Source organism: Cohnella sp. 56 (genome assembly GCF_037963805.1).
Lineage (GTDB): Bacteria > Bacillota > Bacilli > Paenibacillales > Paenibacillaceae > Cohnella.
Genome location: NZ_JAZDQE010000007.1, coordinates 171,583 through 187,576, shown reverse-complemented (window position 1 = coordinate 187,576; position 15,994 = coordinate 171,583). Strand labels below are relative to the sequence as shown.

13 protein-coding genes and 1 tRNA gene are annotated in these 15,994 nt (G+C 57.4%); 10 read left to right on the top strand and 4 right to left on the bottom strand.

Annotated features, from left to right (window positions below):
- Positions 1 to 112 precede the first annotated feature (112 nt).
- The 3 genes from VQ071_RS14580 to VQ071_RS14570 form a co-directional block, all read right to left on the bottom strand.
- Positions 113 to 2,146: a Na+/H+ antiporter gene (locus VQ071_RS14580; protein ID WP_340514773.1), complete on the bottom strand. Its 2,034-nt coding sequence runs from the start codon at positions 2,144 to 2,146 to the stop codon at positions 113 to 115.
- A gap of 638 nt (positions 2,147 to 2,784) precedes the next feature.
- Positions 2,785 to 3,216 carry a hypothetical protein gene (locus VQ071_RS14575; protein ID WP_340514772.1) on the bottom strand — a complete coding sequence of 144 codons (432 nt, stop codon included), beginning with the start codon at positions 3,214 to 3,216 and terminating at the stop codon, positions 2,785 to 2,787.
- Between the two features lie 124 nt (positions 3,217 to 3,340).
- A tRNA-Met gene (locus tag VQ071_RS14570) sits at positions 3,341 to 3,417 on the bottom strand.
- Positions 3,418 to 3,587: 170 nt separating this feature from the next.
- Here VQ071_RS14570 and VQ071_RS14565 point away from each other — a divergent pair.
- Genes VQ071_RS14565 through VQ071_RS14555 form a run of 3 tightly spaced genes read left to right on the top strand, consistent with a single transcriptional unit; the run spans position 3,588 to position 5,004 of the window.
- Positions 3,588 to 4,094 carry a MerR family transcriptional regulator gene (locus tag VQ071_RS14565; protein WP_340514771.1) on the top strand — a complete coding sequence of 169 codons (507 nt, stop codon included), beginning with the start codon at positions 3,588 to 3,590 and terminating at the stop codon, positions 4,092 to 4,094.
- A 3-nt stretch (positions 4,095 to 4,097) separates the two neighbouring features.
- Positions 4,098 to 4,541 carry an SRPBCC family protein gene (locus VQ071_RS14560; protein ID WP_340514770.1) on the top strand — a complete coding sequence of 148 codons (444 nt, stop codon included), beginning with the start codon at positions 4,098 to 4,100 and terminating at the stop codon, positions 4,539 to 4,541.
- A gap of 1 nt (position 4,542) precedes the next feature.
- Complete coding sequence (locus VQ071_RS14555; protein ID WP_340514769.1) at positions 4,543 to 5,004, top strand: SRPBCC family protein; 462 nt, start codon at positions 4,543 to 4,545, stop codon at positions 5,002 to 5,004.
- A gap of 181 nt (positions 5,005 to 5,185) precedes the next feature.
- Here the strand turns inward: VQ071_RS14555 and VQ071_RS14550 are convergent, their stop codons facing one another.
- Positions 5,186 to 6,451 (bottom strand): MFS transporter, encoded by a 1,266-nt coding sequence (locus VQ071_RS14550; protein ID WP_340514768.1) that lies wholly within the window; start codon positions 6,449 to 6,451, stop codon positions 5,186 to 5,188.
- 143 nt (positions 6,452 to 6,594) lie between these two features.
- Between VQ071_RS14550 and VQ071_RS14545 the strand changes: the two genes are divergently transcribed.
- The 7 genes from VQ071_RS14545 (at position 6,595) to VQ071_RS14515 (ending at position 15,922) form a co-directional block, all read left to right on the top strand.
- Positions 6,595 to 7,182, top strand: a complete 588-nt coding sequence (locus VQ071_RS14545; protein WP_340514767.1) for a TetR/AcrR family transcriptional regulator — start codon at positions 6,595 to 6,597, stop codon at positions 7,180 to 7,182.
- Between the two features lie 167 nt (positions 7,183 to 7,349).
- The gene (locus VQ071_RS14540) at positions 7,350 to 7,856 is read left to right on the top strand and encodes a hypothetical protein (protein ID WP_340514766.1); all 507 of its coding nucleotides are present in this window, start codon (positions 7,350 to 7,352) and stop codon (positions 7,854 to 7,856) included.
- 1,709 nt (positions 7,857 to 9,565) lie between these two features.
- Positions 9,566 to 11,050: an amidase family protein gene (locus VQ071_RS14535; protein ID WP_340514765.1), complete on the top strand. Its 1,485-nt coding sequence runs from the start codon at positions 9,566 to 9,568 to the stop codon at positions 11,048 to 11,050.
- Between the two features lie 69 nt (positions 11,051 to 11,119).
- On the top strand, positions 11,120 to 12,244 hold the full coding sequence (locus tag VQ071_RS14530) for an SGNH/GDSL hydrolase family protein (RefSeq protein ID WP_340514764.1): 1,125 nt from the start codon (positions 11,120 to 11,122) through the stop codon (positions 12,242 to 12,244).
- Positions 12,245 to 12,278: 34 nt separating this feature from the next.
- Positions 12,279 to 12,776, top strand: a complete 498-nt coding sequence (locus VQ071_RS14525) for an SRPBCC family protein (RefSeq protein ID WP_340514763.1) — start codon at positions 12,279 to 12,281, stop codon at positions 12,774 to 12,776.
- A gap of 210 nt (positions 12,777 to 12,986) precedes the next feature.
- Complete coding sequence (gene rlmH / locus VQ071_RS14520) at positions 12,987 to 13,466, top strand: 23S rRNA (pseudouridine(1915)-N(3))-methyltransferase RlmH (RefSeq protein WP_340514902.1); 480 nt, start codon at positions 12,987 to 12,989, stop codon at positions 13,464 to 13,466.
- 161 nt (positions 13,467 to 13,627) lie between these two features.
- Complete coding sequence (locus tag VQ071_RS14515; RefSeq protein WP_340514762.1) at positions 13,628 to 15,922, top strand: RNA-binding domain-containing protein; 2,295 nt, start codon at positions 13,628 to 13,630, stop codon at positions 15,920 to 15,922.
- The last annotated feature ends 72 nt before the right edge of the window (positions 15,923 to 15,994 follow it).

The window sequence follows — 15,994 nt, the reverse complement described above, 5'->3', positions numbered from 1 at the left end:
CCGAGCGATGCCCGGCTGTGTCCCGTTGTTCGTTGAAGGCGGGGTGCACCCACGGCTTCGTATGCAATAAGCGCGACGAGCCCGCTGCAGAAGGGCTTCTTTTCGACCGTCTCTAGTCCAGCACTTCGCTCAATATCGTCGCCTCGCGCGTCCGGATCGTCCGGCGCAGCTTGTCTGCGACATCGCGGGTGATCTCGTTGCGCTCGAACAGCGATTGCACCTCGTCCCGCTCGGCTTGGATGGCGATCCACTGCAGGTCGCGCCGCACCTCTTCGTCGCCTTCAAGGGACTTGCCGAACGAATAGGGAGACTTCAATCTCGACAGCATGTGCTCATAGTGGCCGATGACGGCCGCCCGGGCATCGCATTTGCGTTCCGTACGGAGCGAGGAGAGCGCCGCTTCGCAGGTCTGCACCTTCAGATTGCGGATCGCGTCCCGATCCGAGCTGGACAAGTCCCGCATCGCCTTGATGCGCGACTCCTGCTTCGTCAGCACCGCTCTCAGCTCTTGCAGCCAGAACTTGATCAGCAGCTTGAACAGGTTCGTGCGCGCGGACAGCACCATCGACATCTGCTCCAGATTGCTCTGGAACATAGCGGCCTGCATCTCGGTGATGCGCTCCTCCCGCAGCAGCTTGTTCGCCGTGCGGCGCTCCTCTTCGATCGCTTTGAGCCGCAGCTCCCGCTCTTCCAGATCATCCTTGCCGCGCAGCTGCATGCGGCGCATGTCCTCCTCCGGATTGCTGCGCCAGCGCTCATAATCGGAGATGACGGACGCCGACTCGGCCTCGTTGTCCTCGGTCGTCGCGGCGTGGACGGCGCGGATGGCCGCGCCCATAATGAGCCGTTCGCCCTTGCGCTCGGCGGCCGCCCGCTCCGCCGCCGTATCCTCGGCGGGCTGCTGGGCGAACAGCGGCAGGAATACGCTCGCGGCGACGAGCGAGAGCAGGATGACGACTGCCGACAGGAAGATGACGAGGCTGCGTTCGGGGAACGGCGCCCCGTTGTCGAGCAGCAGCGGGATCGAGAAGGCGCCGGCGAGCGTCACCGCTCCGCGAACGCCGGACAGCGCGGTCATCGCGAGCATGCCGAACTTGATCTTGACGTTGGACGCCGTCTTCTTGCCGATCCATCGGCCGCCTCGGGAGAACGAATACGCCCACAAAAAGCGCAGCACGAGCAGCATGAGGAAGATGACGACCGCGTAGGCGATCACCGCTCCGTTGTTCAGCGAAGGCTCGTCGAACACCTGCTTGAACACGCTCGGCAGCTGCAGGCCGAGAATGACGAAGACGAGTCCGTTGAGGATGAAGACGATCACGGACCACGTATTGTCCGACAGCTCATGAGACAACGGCTTGATGCTCGACATCCGGTCGCGCTCGATCGCATGCACGACGCCGCCGGCGACCGCGGCCAGGATGCCGGATACGCCGAGCTGCTCGGCGATGAGGTACAGCGCGAACGGCGTCAACAGATGAACGAGCATATGCATCGTCTCGTCCTCGAGACCCGAACGGCGGAGCCATACCCGGACCCCGGAGATGAGCAGCGCCGTGACCGCGCCCACCCCGATGCCCCCGATCGCGATGAGGAGGAAGCTGACGCTGGCGTGCGCCAGCGAGAAGCTGCCGGTGAGCGCGGCGGCGATCGCGAACTTGAAGGCGACGAGGCCCGAGGCGTCGTTCATGAGCGCTTCGCCTTCGAGCAGATGCATCAGGCTGCTCGGCAGCCGGATTCGGCCCGCCAGGCTGCCGACCGCGACGGCGTCCGTCGGCGACAGGATGGCCGCCAGGCCGAAGGCGACCGGCAGCGGGATGGACGGGATCATCCAATGGATGGCATAGCCGATCAGGAACACGGTCGCGAACACCAAGCCGACGGCGAGCAGGATAATCGGGACGCGCAGCTTCCACAGCTCGGTCCGCGACACATGCTTGCCGTCGTTGTACAGCAGCGGAGCGATGAACAGCACGAAGAACAGCTCCGGCTCGAGATGCATATGCAGGCCCGCCGGGGCGGCGGCGACGATCATGCCGAGCGCGATCTGCATGAGCGGCACGGGCACGAACGGGAATTGGCCGCTCAGCACGTTGGACAAGCCCACCATCGCGAGCAGGATCAGAATTGTAAAAAATAATTCCATGGAAGGTCTCCTTTCAAATGCGGGCAATCGGTGCACCGGAATAATCTGCGAATTATTTGGGAGAAATATGCTAAAATGCCGGACAAAGCTGACTTCCTAAATAAAACAGTAAATTGTGAATTGTATATGAACAATCCTGGGGGGAGGGGGGGCTGCGGCCAATGTTGTCAGGTTAAGGATCCTGTCGCTCCCCGGCGCGTGGTCTTCATGAATGTAGTGGCCTTGGTCTGTTTGTTGCGTTTGAACGAGCGAGCCTGGACGACAGGGATGCGGCTACGTTGAAGTTCTTCCCCAAACCGTTCGTGCAACACAGCCTTGAAAGGGGAGATAACTGCCAAACCGCAGTTATTTTCTCCTGCGACAGGACATCTGGCGGCGATAACTGCATTTATACAGTTATTTTCGAGTCTGAGCCGGATGACGGTCGATTTTCGCGAGATTAACTGTATATTCGCAGCTATCGCTCCGAAAAATGCCGCCACCACGGAGATTAACTGTATATTTGCAGTTAACCTGACAACATTGGGGAAGCGGCCTGAGCCCATGCCGGCGACAACAGCGTCAGAGACGACAAGAAGGCGGCTGAGGTTAAAAGTAGTCTTGCAGGTTTCACGTGACAGCCTTTTTATTTGCGGCTTTTAAGGGTGCGCCCTTGTCTGTGCGTACATCCCGACGATTTTTTTGGCGCGCGACACAGCCTGTCGTTCACTGAATGGCGCGTCCGCGAGCCATTGTTGGTAGTGCACGAGCTCATGGGCGATGGATTGCAGGTATCCGGCTAACGCATTGTCTTTTCCGACCTCCAGCAGAGACGCCTCGTAATCTCCGGTTGCGATTCGGATATAGGGCTCTTCGCTTTTGTTAAACGGGGCAAAAAAAGAGGCGGACACTTGTTGGCGGGCACGGGTGCGGATAAAGCGATCCTTTTTTAAATAGACGACGACTCGTATGGGAAAGTCTATCGAGGTGCGCAGCCAGCCTGCGAACGCCAGGCAAGCCCTTCGCACCTCGGGATGAACGCCGGGCAAGCTTCTGATGCGCAGCCCCGTTCTTCCGGAGATGTCCGCCATCGATATCCCCCCATTCCGTATCAAGAAGCTCCGTGTATAAGTAATGTAAACAAAAAATGCCGCTAATCCTACACTCGGTAGTTTAGAGGCATCTTCATATATGTGTCGTATCGGGAATGTGAGTTGGTTGCGGGGGCAGGATTTGAACCTGCGGCCTTCGGGTTATGAGCCCGACGAGCTACCGGGCTGCTCCACCCCGCGATAGTATAACTGAGCATATTAATGTTTAATGTGTTGCCAGGCCTTTTATACTACAGCAGTTCGAACCCATATGCAAGCTTAGAAATAAAAAGGCTTGCACCTGACGTAACGTAAGGTTTTATACTGGGGTTACCGGGAATCGCACAAGGGCGCCAATGAGGAGGGGGTAGATGAAACGCGATTGGAAGGTGGGGGAGCTCGCCCGCATGACGGGCGTGACCGTCCGAACGCTGCGGTTCTACGATCAGATCGGGCTGCTCGTGCCGTCGGGGCAGACAGAATCGGGCCACAGGCTGTACGGCGAGCAGGACCTGGCGCGGCTGCACCAGATCGTGTCGCTGAAGGAGCTCGGGCTGTCGCTGGAGGAGATCAAGTCGGCATTCGCCGGCGGGCAGATTCGACCGCTGGAGATCGTCCGCCTGCAGGCGGACCGGATCAAGGCGCAGATGCGGGTGCAGCAGCAGCTGTTGGACAAGCTCGCGTACGTGTCCAAGCGGATGCGGGAGCAGGAGCCGCTCGCGGCGGAGGACTTTGCAGACCTGCTGCTGGCGATGAACGCGGAGTTCGAGAAGCCGTCGCTGGACCGCCAGCGGCAATGGGAAGGGCACTTGGACCGGTTGGGCGCGCTGATCGCGGACCATGCGGCCAAGCGGGATGCACATACAAAGGAGGAATAATGAATGACTGAACGATTTGTTAAGCATGCGACCTTCGTCGTCGAGCGGACCTATGCCGCCACGCCGGAGCGGGTATATGAAGCGTGGGCCGACGCCGGGGTGAAGGCGAAGTGGTACTCCAAGCCGGAGACGTTCGAATTCCGGGTAGGCGGGCGCGAGTACAGCAGCGGCGGACCGCCGGAGGGGCCGGTGTTCACGTTCGACGCGGTCTACCAGGAGATCGTGCCGCAGCAGCGCATCGTATACACGTATACGCTCGATATGGGCGACACGCGCATATCCGTCTCGACGACGACGGTCGAGCTGCAGGAGGTAGCGGAGGGGACGAAGCTTACGTTTACGGAGCAGGGCGCGTTCCTGGACGGGCACGATACGCCGGAGATCCGGGAGCACGGGACCGGCATCATGCTGAACATGCTGGGCGATGTCGTAGAAGGAAGAGCTTAGCATGACGGCAGGATCGAACGAACTGGTGTCGGTCCGAGCGTTCGATGTGCCGCGGGAGCTGGTGTACCGGGCGTGGACGACACCCGAGCTGCTGGCCCGCTGGTGGGGGCCGGAGGGGTTCACGAATACGTTCGACGTATGCGATATCCGGCCGGGCGGCGAGTGGCGGTTCGTCATGCACGGCCCGGACGGCAAGGACTATCCGAATTACAGCGTATTCGTCGAGACGGTGCCGCACGAGCGCGTCGCGCTGGATCATATGAGCGGGCACAGGTTCCGGCTGACGGGCCAGTTCGACGATCTGGGCGAGGGGCGCACGCGGGTGACGTTCCGCCAGGCGTTCAAGGAGGCGGACGAATTCGAGCGCGTGAAGGCCCTGTGCGCGCAGGCCAACGAGCAGAACCTGGACCGGCTCGGCCAGGTGCTGGCGGAGGCAGGCCGCCGGGTCGGCGGCGAGCAATAGTATGCGGGATGCACGCTGAAGGTGCGCCCCGATCGGCAGACCGATCGCGGATACCGATCATAGCTGAAGTTCGAATCGCGGCCTGCGGTTCGCGTGTGCCGGTCCCGGACGCGCGAGCCGCAGGCCGCTTGGCGTGCTTCGCTTAGTCTCGCCCGGTCCGGCCGTCCGGCGGCAGGCAGGCTCAGCCTGCCGCGGTCTGCTCCCGGGGACGCCCGATGCTGCGCGTACGTCCCGTCGCGTACAGATACGCATAGCCCAGCGCCGCGATCACGCAGATGAAGACATCGGCGCCGATCAGCAGCTGATAGTCGCCGTAGCGGTCGAAGAGTATGCCGGCGACGAGCGCGCCCAGAATGCCGCCGCCCTGATGGAACATCAGCAGGAAGCCGGTCTGCTTGCCCTGCCCCTGCGCCCGCTCTCTGGCGATCAGCAGTCCGCCGGGCACCGCGCTCAGATACGTTATGCCGAAGGCGGCGGCGAACACGAGCGGGGACCATCCGTCGTGCATGAACAGGACGCCGAAGCCGAGCACGCGGATGCCGTACAGCAGCGTCATGAGCATGAGCTTGTCGACGCGGTCGAGAAAGTAGCCGAAGGCGAGCGAGCCCGCAATCTCCATCATGCCGAGCAGACTCATGGCGAGGGCGATCGTGTGAGGCGGCACCTTCGCGAGCTGGTGGATGGCGACGAGGTTCATCTCGACGGTCCCCATGTTGAAGCCGCAGGTGAACAGCGCGAACGCGATCAGGACGAACAGCGGCGCGTAGACGGCGCTGCGCGGCATGACCGGCGCCCGCGGCGCGCCGCCGTCGGCAGCGGCAGGCTCGGGCGGCGGGCCCGGCTGTGCTGGCTGGGGCTGGCGCGCCGGCTGCGCGTGACGAATGCCGAGCCAGATGACGGGCAGCGTCACCGCCGCGCCCAGCGCGAACGATGCCGCGAAGGCATCGCGCCACGTCAGCCAGCTCCAGGAGACGAAGACGGGCGTGACGACGGCCAGCCCGACGGAGGAGGCGCTCGCGAGCAGTGCGGTCGCCTTGGCGCGATGATGCTTGAACCATTCGAACATGAACATGTACGACGTGCTCGACCCGAGACCGACGAAGCCGGAGATGACGCCATATCCGACGAAGAACACGATCGGCTCATGACCGCCCAGCACGACCGTCCCCGTACCCGCCACCCCGAGTATCGCGCTTATGAGCATCACTTTTTTCGGACCGTAACGGTCTGCCAGCCACCCGCCCGCCGGCGCGCAGAGCGCCGCGATGAGCAGGTTCGTCGACCACGCTGCCGAGATGAAGCTCCTGCCGATGCCGAGATCGTCCGAGATCTGCGTCTGAAAAAAAGCCATGATGAACCGCGTCAGCGCGCCGATGAACCCGATGACCCACAGCGAACCGAGTCCGATCCATGCGTGGCGCGACTCCTTGAACCAGGTTCTGTTCAATGACGATTCCCCCTCTGAATTTGCGAATGATACCGATCGGTATCATTACCATAACATAGAAATATCGGTGAGCGATAGCCTGAATTTGTTTGTTATAATGGGGAAAATCGGACCGCAACCGCGTCTGTCGAAGGGGAATGGTCATGTCGAAGGGCGAGAATACCCGCAAGCGCATCATCGCGAAGGCGGCGGAGCTGTTCAACCAGAAGGGATATGCGGCGGGCTCGATGTCCGACATCATCGAGATGACGGGCATCAAGAAGGGCGGCATCTACCGCCACTTCGAGAGCAAGGACGAGATCGCGCTGGCGGCGTACGCCTATGCGGGCAGCTTGGTCGGCGGCGTCATCCGGGAGGCGATGGCGCAGGAGGCGACGGCCAGGGGCAAGCTGCTGGTCTACCTGAAGGTGTACGCCAACGTGGTGGAGGACCCGCCGTTCGTGGGCGGCTGTCCGCTGCTCAACCTCGCCACCGAGGCGGACGACAGTCATCCTGCGCTGCGCGAACGGGGCCGGGACGGCATGGAGCGGACGCTAAGCCAGATGCGGGAGATCATCGCGGAGGGCGTGCGGAGCGGGGAGTTCAGAGCGGATGTCGACATCGATGCGCTGGCGACCTTCGTGCTGTCTGTCATGGAGGGCGGCATCATGATGAGCAAGCTGGAGGGAGACAACCGGCATGTGCGGATGAATATTGAGACGCTGTCGGCGTATTTGGAGGGGCTGCGGTGAGCGGCGCGTCAGAATGCAGCATGTGACTGCGATGCGGCCGGGCGGATGGTGCGCTGCGACATCGGTTCGATGCGAAGTTATCGATTGTGTAATCTGGATTACAGAATCGCTCGCGCTTATCGGTTATTGTTAGTTCATAAGCTCGACAGTCCGGGAGGGATACGGCGATGGAGAAGAAGAAGGTATTGACGATGGTGGGCACGTTCGTGATCGGTGTAGTGGGGGGCGTGCTGCTGATGATGAGCGACGATGCCTACAAGGCGGTCAGCGGTGCGGTGGGCAACTCGACGGGCAACGCGCTCGCACTCGCACAGCAGCAGAACCTGGCGGCGCAGAATGCGCTGACCCAGGCGTCCAAGCAGCGTGACGAGCAATTGGGGCAGATTGTCCAGAACGCGGACGTGCTGAAAAAGCAAGCGGATCTCCTCTCGCAGCAGCAGTCGAGCACGATCGGATCGATCGGCGGCAGCATATCGAACAATGCCTCGAAGGAACAGGAAAAATCCAAGCAGGATGCGGCGCAAAAAGCGGAAGAGGCCGTGCAACAGCAGCAACAACAGCAGCAGCAGCAGCTTCAGCAGCAGATGATGGAAATGATCCAGCAAATCCAGCAATTCCTGCAGCAGATGAAGGAATCCGAAGCGCAAGCTATGAAAGCCCTGACCAAGGTTTGAGCCAGAGGTTTTGAGGGGGGCCTGGGCGGCAAGATCGGGGCAAGAACCGAGCAAGACTGGAACAGTAATCGAGCCAGAATTGAGCAAGAACCGAGCAATTCTTGAGCGAGTCCTGGGCAAGAACCGAGCAAGAACCGAGCAAGAACCGAGCAAGAACCGAGCAAGAACCGAGCAAGAACCGAGCAAGAACCGAGCAAGAACCGAGCAAGAACCGAGCAAGAACCGAGCAAGAACCGAGCAAGACCTGAGCAAGAACCGAGCAAGAACCGAGCAAGAACCGAGCAAGACCTGAGCAAGACCTGAGCAAGACCTGAGCAACTCTTGGTGGCTCCGAGCAAGGTGACGAGCAATTCTTCAGCAAGTCCTGGGCAAGTCTTGAGCAGGTGCCGAGCGGGCTCCGGCCGAATCATCTGCGATTGACAATTGCGGCCTGGCAGGCGGCGAGGCTGCCAGCAGATGATGCAGGCTCCCGCATGATGCATGTGGCGCGCGCGCCGTACCGTCCCTTGGACGAAGCGGCGCTTTTTTGTGCGGCTGCCTTGCTGACTCGGCGGTCGGCTCGCAGCCCTCCTCCGTTTGTACACCGGCCGAAGCGGCACGCTTCCCTCCCCACCTCTCCGTTACTCCGTCCCTTCCTCACCCTTTCCGTTATTTCTGCCCGCGCCCGTTTGCCAGCCTTCCATCGCTCTCTCCGATATGTCGCTATATGTCGCGCCTCATACTCATTCTCCATCTCTACTGCCATCCGTCACATGACCCTCAACTCCCCGCCGTGATGCCGCCCCAAGCCATGCGTCGCACCCCTTCAGCACCTTATCGCTAGGTCGCCCTATGCCATGTGTCATCCCGCCCGTCGTCTCACCCTCCCCTCGCAATGCCGCCATGGCATCGGCCGCATCGCCTGTCATCATCCCGTCATCGCCACTCGCTCATTCATCCTTACTCCCGGAACCCTATCCCCCGGCTCGCAATACCACATCTTCCCTCGCCATTCGGCCCGGATCTCATCTTCATTTTCTCTTTTTTTGCGATCATCCCCGCCTCTCCCCCTCTCGAACCCTGTAGTTGTTAAATATTAAATCATATTATTGTTCCAAAAAATTTGCCGGATCCCGTATGGCTGAAATTGTTGCAATCACTCGTTTATGGAATAATTTAGTTTACATTTGTTGTATATAAGCGTAAGTATTACTCTTGCTTATCTGCGCGTGACGAATGTTATGCGGAAAGATACAGGATGGTGTCGGATTCATAGATGTTAAGAAGAAAGAGGGAAATATATTTCCAGGCGCTGCACTACTTTTCGGATTGTTGTAAATCAATCGCTTAGCTGCTTCAGGTTCGCATTTTGTTATGTTTTTACTATGATTTTGGCCGCTATTCTGCTGTGTTTGGAGTCTGTCTGGAAGACGACGCTTCCATATTGGTAGCCATCCGCTTGCGGGAACCATACTAAAAGAGCTTCTGGTTGCCGACCATTCCTCTCTAAAGAAATCATAGAATATTACAAAACTAAAAGTGGGCGCTCGGTTGTTCGATTTTGTCGATTTATGAACGGTGCCAGACGTCCTCAATTCGAGGTGCGGTTGCAGATGACAGCGATAGGAAGTTATGTCGATTGCAGTCCGGGGACAGGAAAAGCTTGTATAATACTCATTAGAGAAATAGCGGCAAGCAATCGTGTTAACAGGATAAAGGGGATTCTCTTCATGGATAAAAGCATAAACACGAGCTTAATAGAAATGGATATCGCATCGCTGCAGTCGGCGATGGAAGCGGGCACGTTAACGTCGGAGGCTTGCGTGCGTTGGTACTTGGAGCGGATCGAACGGATCAATCCGAAGCTGAAGGCGGTGCTGGAGGTCAACCCGGATGCGATCGCAATCGCGGCGGCGCTGGACAAGGAGCGGCAGGAACAGGGACCGCGCGGACCGCTCCACGGCATCCCGATCCTGCTCAAGGACAATATCGATACGGGCGACCGCATGCATACGAGTGCCGGATCGGTCGCGCTTGCAGCGCATCGGGCGCCGCAGGATTCGGCCGTGGCCGCACAATTAAGGACTGCGGGAGCGGTGCTGCTCGGCAAAGCCAACATGACGGAATGGGCCAACTTCATGTCGGGTACGATGTGGGCGGGCTATAGCTCCAGAGGCGGCTTGACGCTTAATCCGTACGATCCCGGCGAGCTGTTCGTCGGCGGCTCAAGCTCGGGCTCGGCAGTTGCGACGGCCGCCAACCTGTGCGCGGCGGCGATCGGCACGGAGACATCGGGCTCGATCATCAGTCCGGCCTCGCAGAACTGTCTCGTCGGCCTCAAGCCGACAATCGGGCTCGTCAGCCGCACGGGCATTATCCCGATCACGCACAGCCAGGACTCGGCCGGCCCGATGACGCGAACGGTCAGAGATGCGGCGATCCTGCTCGGCGCCATGACGGCGGCGGACCCGCTGGATGCGGCGATGCAGGAGGAGGGGCGAATCGCATATGCGGATTACTTGCCTTTTCTGGACACGGATGGACTGCAGGGCGCGAGGATCGGCATCCCGCGGCATTATTATGAAGGATTGGATGAGGCGCGGGCTGCGATCATCGAGCGGGCGATCGACTTGTGCCGGGAACGCGGAGCGATCGTCGTCGACCCGGTCGCCCTGCCTTGCGAATCTGCGAAGTGGGACTGGGATATCATGCAGTACGAATTCAAAAAGGGGCTGAACGATTATCTCGCCAAAGCCGGCTCCGGCGCTGATGTCCGGACGCTGGACGAGCTGATCGCCTACAATGAAGCGAATCGCGAGGTGGCACTTCGCTACGGGCAGGATACGCTGATCTGGTCGAACGAGACGAGCGGCACGCTGTCCGAGCCCGCATATGCGGAGAGCCTGCGCCTGAACCGCGAGCTGGCCCGGGACCAAGGCATCGACCACGCGATCCGCGAGCATCGGCTGGATGCGCTGCTGTTTCTGGGCAACGAGGAAGGGCTCGATCTGTCCGCGCGGGCAGGCTACCCGGCCATCACCGTACCGGGCGGATACGCGGAGACGGGGATCATCGCCGAAGGCGGCTATACGACCAGAGGACCGCAAGGCATTACATTCGTTGGCACCGCCTACAGCGAGCCTGTGCTGCTCCGCCTCGCTTACGCCTACGAACAAGCAAGCCGTTACCGTTTTGAACCGACAGATCCGGTCTAATCGCATTGGAAGCAAGGATGCCGGCCGGGATACATTCAGAGGCAACGAGACGAAGTGGAGGACTGCCTGATGACACCGAACGATCAACTGCGGACGTACGCCTTGTCCGAGATTGCGCATATGAAGGTGCACGGCCGGACGACGGGGCGGCTGGACCCGCTGACCCTGTTCTGGACGGGGAGCGGCGTCGAATGGAACGCGAAGGGAAGCGAGCTGTGGGCCGAGGTCGAGGCGGACTATGACCACTACGAGCCTTGGATCAGCGTCATCGTGAACGGCGCGGCGGTGAGCAGGCGGATGGTCACGGCGGGCCGGCACTGGATATGCTTGTTCAGAGGCATGAGCGCAGACACGGTCAAAAATGTGCGAATCGTCAAGGACTCGCAGGCGATGAGCGGCGATCGGGGCTGTCGTCTGCAGCTGGTGGCGGTCCGGTTCGACGGCACGTTCGAGGCGGTGACGGACAAGCCGTACAGGCTCGAGTTCGTCGGCGACAGCATCACGTCGGGAGAGGGCGCGATCGGCGCCGTGACAGAGCAGGACTGGGTGCCGATGTGGTGCAGCGCGGTCGACAACTATGCCGCGTTGACGGCCGGGGCGCTGGACGCCGAGTATCGGGTGCTGTCGCAGAGCGGCTGGGGCGTACTGACGAGCTGGGACAACAATCCACATGCGAACCTGCCGGCATACTACGAGCAAGTATGCGGACTGCTCAAGGGCGAGCGGAATGAAGAGCTGGGCGCGTGGGAGGCGAACGACTTCGCGGCTTGGCAGCCGGATGTCGTGGTGGTCAACCTGGGGACGAACGACGGCGGCGCGTTTAACACGCCGGCCTGGCAGGACCCGGAGACGGGCGCAACGCACAAGCAGCGGTTGAATGCGGACGGCACGATGAACGCGGATGATGTGGCCGCCTTCGAGCAGGCGGCATGTGCATTTCTGGGTGTGATCAGGCGCTGCAATCCTGGCGCGCATATCGTATGGGCCTACGGCATGCTCGGCACGGCGATGCTGCCCGCGATCGAGCGGGCGGTCAGCGCGTACCGGGAGCAGACGGGGGATGTGCGGGTATCGGTCGTACGGCTGCCGGAGATGACGGCCGAGACCGTCGGCGCGCGGAATCATCCGGGCAGACGGGCCCATGAACAGGCCGCGGCGGCGCTGAGCGAGGCGATCCGGCCGTTGCTGGGTTAGACGGGCGTTTCTGATATCAAGGGAGGAGAAGACGATGGCGTTAGCAGATATCCGAGCAGTCGATAACGGCGAGTGGGAGGCGCGCTTCGAACGCTCGTTGGGCCACGCGGTCGCGTCCGTCTGGTCGATGCTGACCGACAACGGGCAACTCGCGAGGTGGTTCCCTGAGCTTAGCGTGGAGGACCTTCGCGTGGGCGGCGCCTTCAAGTTCGACATGGGCGGCGGCAACGAGGAGAAGATGGAGATCCTCGAGCTCAAGCCGCTCGCGCTGCTCGCCTATACGTGGGCGGAGGACCAAGTTCGCTTCGAGCTCGGCGAGACGTCCGAAGGCTGCAGGCTGGGGTTGGTCGAGCGCTTCACGCGGATCACGGACCATACGCTGCGCGATCTCGCCGGCTGGCATGTATGCCTCGACGTCATCGCCGCACTGCTGGACGGCAGGGAGATCGAATCCCGGAAGGCCGCATGGGAAGAGCAGTATGAGCAATACAAGCAACTGATCGAGCGTGTACGCACGGGCGCGAACGACTAAGCTGAGCATGCGTTCGGCAAGGGGCGAAGACATATCCGGTAAGTAGTGCCGCACCATTCGTCGCCGCACCCAGCTACAGAACGAGACCATGAACAAGAAGTCCGAACTTCCGTGATTGGACGGGGGTTCGGTTTCTTTTTGCATCGCCGTCGTCTGATGGGATAAGCTGTAGGGTAGCAGAACCATGTTCGGAAGGACGGATGAGTTATGATGCAAATTCAGATCGTATGTGTAGGCAAGCTGAAGGAGAAGTACTGGTCGGAGGGCGTCACCGAATACTCCAAGAGGCTAGGCGCCTACGCCCGGCTCGACATCCGCGAGCTGCCGGACGAGAAGACCCCGGACGCCATGAGCCCGGCCGAGGAAGAGCAGGTCCGTGCCCGCGAAGGCGAACGCATCCTCGCCGTGCTGAAGCCCGATGCCCACGTCGTCGCGCTCGCCATCGACGGCGACGCCTGGTCCAGCGAGCAGCTCGCCGCGCACCTGGACCGCCAAGCGGTGTACGGCGGCGGCGCCGTCAGCTTCGTCATCGGCGGCTCGCTCGGCCTCTCGCCAGCGGTACTCGCACGCGCCGACAAGAAGCTCTCCTTTGGCCGCATGACCTACCCGCACCAGCTCATGCGCGTGCTGCTGCTGGAGCAGGTGTATCGGGCGTTTAAGATTAATCGGGGGGAACCGTATCATAAGTGACGGCGAAAAATTTGGGTAAACCAAGAAGGATAAGAGTGAGACCAATAAACTTTTGTTTATTATTATGGAAGGAATTTGTGGGTATTTAGAGAAAAACTATACAGTTTCAACATTTATAGCGAAGCGTAGAGCAATCGATAGAGGCCAAGGGGGAAGAAAACTTGGAAACAATATTGCAAGCTATTAGAAATGGAAGACTAGATGACTCTTTGGCGGAGGAACTCGTCACAAAACAGTTTGAAAGTCAGTTATGGGACTTTAAAAAAGAACTCAACTTGGATTCAGTGGGAAAGGCAGAACTGGCAAGGGATTGTGCTGCTCTTCACAATACCGACGGTGGATATATTATTGTAGGGGTGGAAGATAAGACTTGGGAAGTGCTCGGTGTGGAGGAATCAATTCTCAGATCCATAGATCAGACACACATAAATAATGCTATACAGTCATATGTTGGCGAAAGATTATCTGTGACCTATCGGATATGCAGGGTTAGGGGCTGTTCAAAACCTCTAGGCTTAATTTATATTCCTCCTAGGCAAAATAGACCTGTTCTGATGCTATCTAATGGACCACAAAAAGGACGGGATTTATTATTTAGACAAGGCGAAATATACGTTAGAGTTGGGGATTCAACAAAACGAATTATTAACGATACGCAGTTCGAGCAGTTATGGAACAGGGAAACATCCCCCATTGCTCAAAATGTCGAATCAACTGGCTGGGGGGTTATAGAATACGGATTTAGACTACCGCCGAAACCAGATAATCTAGTTGGACGTGGAGAATATAAAGAAAAAGTTCTGCAGAGCTTGGACTCTAAAAACAGATGGTGGATAACTTCTATTGAAGGATTAGGTGGTGTTGGAAAAACAGCACTCGGGTCCGAAATAGTATGGGACTTATATCAAAGCAATACATATGAATCAATTGTATCAGTAACTGCAAAAAATAGAGAACTAACACAAAACAGAATTATTCCATTAAAACCAGAGTTAGTGGGAATTGATTCTGTTGTAGATGCTATACTGGAAACAAACGGTTTTAAGCAAGAGTTACAGTTACCATTGATTGAACGCATAGAAACTGCTAAACAATTATTAGAAATGACCGAATCTTTAATATTTCTAGATAATCTGGAGACGGTCGAGGATTCAAGGGTTTTTGAGTTCCTAAAAACCTTGCCCGCACCTACAAGAGCCTTGGTAACTTCAAGGCGGCAGCCAGAAACGGGCGAAGATCGAATAAAGCTTGAGGGGTTAAATATTGAAAATTCACGATTATTGGTAGATAAACTCATTGAAGAGTATAAAATTTTTCTAACTATAGAAGAAGTTGACCGTCAAAGAATAACTAAAATTTCTGGGGGATTGCCACTAGCGATAATTTGGTTAGTTGGACAAATTAGACTTCAACAATCTACGTCTTTCTTAAGTCAAATTAATGGAGATGTCCCAGAAATCCCTGAGCAAATACTTGAATTTAGTTTTAGAAATATGTTTACACTCCTAACAGATGATCAGCGAATGATATTGAAAATTTCTGCCTTAGCTCCAGATGAATCGTTCAATTTAGAACAATATATGCACTTGCTTGAATGGGAAAGAGAAAGAACTAATCGTGCAATTAACGGGTTAGTACAGAGTTCATTCTTTATTAGAAATGAGAGTGAGACGGGTTCAACTCTCTCAGTTCTCCCAATTACAGCATCTTTTGCTTATCAGGAATTAATGTCTATGGATGGGGAATTTGTTAGTGGAATTCGATCTAGGTTAAGGGAAATGCAATATCGCCAGCGTGATGCTAATACAATAGTAGATTATTTACAGAGTCTACTACACGGTCGAAATGAGGCCGAACAGCTAGCAGTTGGCTTAGCCAAGGCTGCATCAGAAGAATATGCTTCTGGTAATTATGAGAAGGGAAGAGAGTTTTTTGATCAGGCGGAGTCATATTATGAAAAAAGCCCGTATTTGTTCTATACACGAGCTACTTCAGAACTAAACGCAGGAAATTCTGCACAGGCTTATATTTATTTTGAACGGGCAACTAAACTGATCGAAAAGCCAACTTCACGGGATTCTGTAGTATGGAAGATGTGGGGACAAGCGCTAAAACAAGAGGGAAAATGGAATGGCGCTGTAGAAAAACTAGCCATTGCACTTTCGTTAAACGAGAATGATCCATACTGTTTACATATGATGGCCTTCTGTCAAAGTAAACTGAGCCAATTCTCCGCGGCTGATAAGTATTATTCGAAGGCTCTTGAAATTATAGGTAGTAGTAACCTCAGACAGAAAAAATTAACCTTGACTTCTCAGGCCCAAAATCTACTGCAATGGGGAAGAGAATTAGAGCGTGCTCTGGATTTGACATATCAAATTGAGAAGTTGCCGGGATCAAACCGTCGAATTTCTTCTTTGAGGACAGAAATTCAAAGAAGGTTGAAAAATAAATAGATATTCTTCCTAATCCATATATCTTCTGGAGCAGGTATTTCGGGTGATTAGATTAATCGTGGGAACAGTGCC